The sequence below is a fragment of the Streptomyces sp. NPDC058955 genome (genome assembly GCF_042741435.1).
Classification (GTDB): Bacteria; Actinomycetota; Actinomycetes; order Streptomycetales; family Streptomycetaceae; genus Streptomyces.
Genome location: NZ_JBHYKM010000063.1, coordinates 40101 through 44114, shown reverse-complemented (window position 1 = coordinate 44114; position 4014 = coordinate 40101). Strand labels below are relative to the sequence as shown.

Genomic DNA, 4014 nt, shown 5'->3' with positions numbered 1-4014 from the left:
GGGGGGGGGGGGGGGGGTGGGGGTGTTGTGGGGGGGGCGGGGCCGGGGACGGGGTCGGGGCCGGCCGCGGTGCCGGGGTGGCGGCGGGCGGCCGCGCGGGGGCGGGCGCCGGCGGCGGCTTCGGGACGGGGTGGACGACGGGCGGCTTCGTGGGCGGCTTCGGTACGGGGCGCACGCCGGGAGGTTTCGTCGGCGGCTTCGGCGCGGGGTGTACGCCGGGGGGTTTCGTCGGGACCGGCGGGACGGGTTGCGGGGACGGCGAGCACGCGCCCGGGCCGATGACCGCCACGGAGGTGTGCGAGCCGTCCGGCCCGGCCGTGGCGTAGGCGCAGGAGTCGGCGGCCGCCGGCGCGGGCGCGGCGAGCAGCCACACCAGTGCGGCGGCCGCCAGCGACCGCGTGAGGGGTGATCCGTACAGAGACACGCCGAAGAGCTTGAACACATGGACGCCGAACCAGGGCCCGAATGCGGCCGGATTCCCCGGATGGTGGGGTTCTCACGTTGCGCGATTTGACGTTTCCGGTGCGGAGCGGGGGAGAAAATGGCCGACGGGGGTCAGGACGGGGACCGTTCGGAAGAACTGTCCGGTTGTCGCCCTGCCGGTCCGCCGGTCCTTCGGCGGATTGCGGTCCGCCGGTCGGCGCCCGCCGGGCCGACCGCCGAGGTACGGGCGGCGCGGAGGCCGCGCAACTGCCGTGACGCGGGCGGTCGAAGGCCCGACGCACGATCAGATGCACGTGAATGTGCACGACCTGAAGGCGTGAACTCTTCGTTCCGCGCGCACGTGCCAAAGGCGTGTGACCAAGAACGGACCGCTAATTTCCGTTTCCACTCGCTCTCTCGGCGGGCGATCAGTAGCCTCACCTCGAACACGGCCGCGAACACCGGGCCGCATCCCCCATGGCGACTTGTTGGAGACATTGATGGAGCGTCCCGCCTGGGCTCCGCCGGGTATCGACATTTCGGTGCCGAGCGTGTCCCGTATGTACGACTTCTATCTGGGCGGCTCGCACAATTTCGAAGTGGACCGGGAAGCTGCCCGCAAGGCCATGGAGTTCATGCCGGGCCTCCCCAAGATCATGCAGGCGAACCGGGCGTTCATGCGCCGCGCCGTCCGCTTCGCCGTCGACAACGACGTCACCCAGTTCCTCGACATCGGCTCCGGCATACCGACCTTCGGCAACGTGCACGAGGTCGCCCGGGCCGCCGACCCCGCCGCCCGGGTCGTCTACGTCGACCACGACCCGGTGGCCGTCGCCCACAGCCGGGCCGTCCTGGAGGGCGTCGACGGAGTCGCCGTCGTCCCCGCCGACCTCCGCAAGCCGGCCGACATCCTGCGCAGCCCCGAGGTCGCCGCCCTGCTCGACCTCGACCGGCCGGTCGCCCTGCTGCTCGTCGCCGTCCTGCACTTCCTGGAGGACGACGACCACCCGGAGGACGCCGTCGCCGAACTCCTCGACGCGCTCGCCCCCGGCAGCCTCCTGGTCGTCACCCACGCCTCGTACGAGGGCATCCCGGTGGACGAGGAACGCGCCGGCGGCACCGTCGAGGTGTACCGCACCACCCGCAGCCCGCTGGTGATGCGCTCCCGGGAGGAGATCGCCCGCTTCTTCGAGGGCACCGAGCTCGTCGATCCCGGGCTCGTCGCGATGCCCCTCTGGCGGCCGGACTCCCCGGCCGAAGAGGAGGATCCGTACGCCTTCTCCGGGTTCGCAGGTGTGGGGCGCAAGGCGTGAAGGTGCCGTCGCAGCCGTCCGGCAACACCGCGGAAGCCGACGGCCCGGAGGACAGACTCAGGCGGTTCGTCACCATCTGGGGCCGGGCCATCTTCCCGGTGACCGCCACCTCCCTCACCCGCACCGAGTTCGAGGGCCACCTCCTCCCGCTCGCCCGCCTGCTGTGCGACGCGCTGCTCGCCCGGCCCTTCGACACCGCCCCCGCCCAGCGGGCCGGCGCCGGCCTGGTCGACGCCCACTGCACCGACCCGGACGCGCTCGGCCGCAGCCTCGGCGTCGTCGACTCCTACCTGGTGCTCTACTGCGGTACGGACCCCGAGCTCACCGCCGAGGAGCTGCGGGCCCGCTGCGCCCGCCTCCAGCACGCCATGGCCACCGGCTACGCCCAGGCCCTGCGCGAGCGGACCCGCGCCGAGCAGGAGGCCATCGCCCGCTCCGCGCTCTCCGCCCGCAGCGCCGCCGAGATCGCCCTGCACGCCACCGAGAGCCGCTTCCGGGCCGTCTTCGACGGGGCCGCCATCGGCATCGGCATCGCCGACCTCGACGGGCGGATCGTCGAGATCAACGACACCATGACCCGCATGTTCGGCGGCGTCGAGGCACAGGTCCGCAGCCGCAACGTCAGCGAGTGGGTGCACCCCGAGGACGGGCCGCACGTCTGGCGGCTCTACGAGGAACTGGTGCGCGGCGAGCGCGAGCAGTACCGGGTGGAGAAGCCTTACTACCGCAGCGACGGCACGGTCCTGTGGACCAACCTCACCGTCTCGCTGCTCCGCGACGCCCAGGGCCTGCCCCAGTACCAGCTGGCGCTGATGGAGGACATCACCGAACGCCGCCTGCTCCACCTGCGCCTGCGGTACGAGGCCACCCACGACGCCCTCACCGGACTGCCCAACCGGACGCTCTTCTTCGAGCGCCTGGAGAAGGCGCTGGCCCCCGGCGCGGCCGGCGAGGAGAGCCGCTTCGGCCTCTGCTACCTGGACCTGGACGGCTTCAAGGCCATCAACGACAGCCTCGGCCACTCCGTCGGCGACCGGCTGCTCGTCGAGGTCGCCGACCGGCTCCAGGCGTGCGCCACCGGCCCCGGCGAGATGGTCGCCCGGCTCGGCGGCGACGAGTTCGTCGCCCTCACCACCGGCCCCGCCGCCGGCGGCGCGCGGGACGCCACCGCGCTCGCCGACCGCATCCTCGCCGCCCTCGCCACCCCGGTCGGCGTCGACGGCCGCGAACTCACCGTGCGCGGCAGCCTCGGCGTCGTCGAGGGACCGGCCGGCGAGCGGACCGCCGCCGAGGTGCTGCGCAGCGCCGACATCACCATGTACCGGGCCAAGTCCGCGGGCGGCAACCGCTTCGAGCTGGCCGACCCCGAGGCCGACGCCCGCGCCATCACCCGGCACGGCCTCACCACCGCCCTGCCGACCGCCCTGGAGCGCGGCGAGTTCTTCATCGAGTACCAGCCGCTCGTCCACCTCGACGACGGCAGCGTCCACGGCGCCGAGGCCCTCGTCCGCTGGAGCCACCCCCAGCACGGCGTCCTCGGCCCGGACCGCTTCATCCCGCTCGCCGAGGACACCGGGCTCATCGTGCCGCTGGGCCGCTGGGTCCTCCAGGAGGCCGTCCGGCAGGCCCGCTCCTGGCAGCTCGACAATCCCGGCACCGGCGCCCCGCTGCGGATCAACGTCAACCTGTCCCCGACCCAGCTCCACCACCCGCGGCTGGTCGCCGACACCGTCGACGTCCTGGAACGCGCCGGGCTCGCGCCGGGCGCGCTCTGCCTGGAGGTCACCGAGTCCGCGCTGATCGGCGCCGACGAGGACCTGCTCAAACCGCTGCGCCAACTCGCCGAGATGGGCGTCGACATCGCCCTCGACGACTTCGGTACCGGCTACTCCAACCTGGCCAACCTGCGCCGCCTCCCGGTCAGCGTCCTCAAGCTCGACCGCTCCTTCACCCGCGGCATGCAGCAGCACCCGGTGGACCCCGTCGACCTGAAGATCGTCGAAGGCATCGTCTCGCTGGCCCACAGCCTCGAACTCGCCGTCACCGTCGAGGGCGTCGAGACCGCGGCCCAGGCCGAACGCCTCCGCGAACTCGGCTGCGACACCGCGCAGGGCTGGTACTACGCCCGCCCCGGCGCCCCGGACCGCATCCACTCCCTGGTCCTCGCCGACGCGGTGTGAGCGCGCACGCGCGTGTGGGGGGCGGGCGGCAGGGGTACCGGGCGCCCACCGGGGAGGCCGGGGGGGGGGGGGTGTGGAAGGGGAGTTTTGATGGTGTG

2 protein-coding genes are annotated in these 4014 nt (G+C 73.4%); both read left to right on the top strand.

Going from position 1 to position 4014, the window contains the following annotated elements; genetic code table 11:
* The first annotated feature begins 923 nt into the window (after window positions 1-923).
* A complete protein-coding gene (locus ACFW1I_RS23120; RefSeq protein WP_384672970.1) occupies window positions 924-1736 on the top strand; it encodes an SAM-dependent methyltransferase in 813 nt (270 codons plus the stop codon).
* Window positions 1733-3916 carry a putative bifunctional diguanylate cyclase/phosphodiesterase gene (locus ACFW1I_RS23115; RefSeq protein WP_384672968.1) on the top strand — a complete coding sequence of 728 codons (2184 nt, stop codon included), beginning with the start codon at window positions 1733-1735 and terminating at the stop codon, window positions 3914-3916. Before ACFW1I_RS23120 ends, ACFW1I_RS23115 begins: the two co-directional genes overlap by 4 nt.
* Window positions 3917-4014 lie beyond the last annotated feature (98 nt).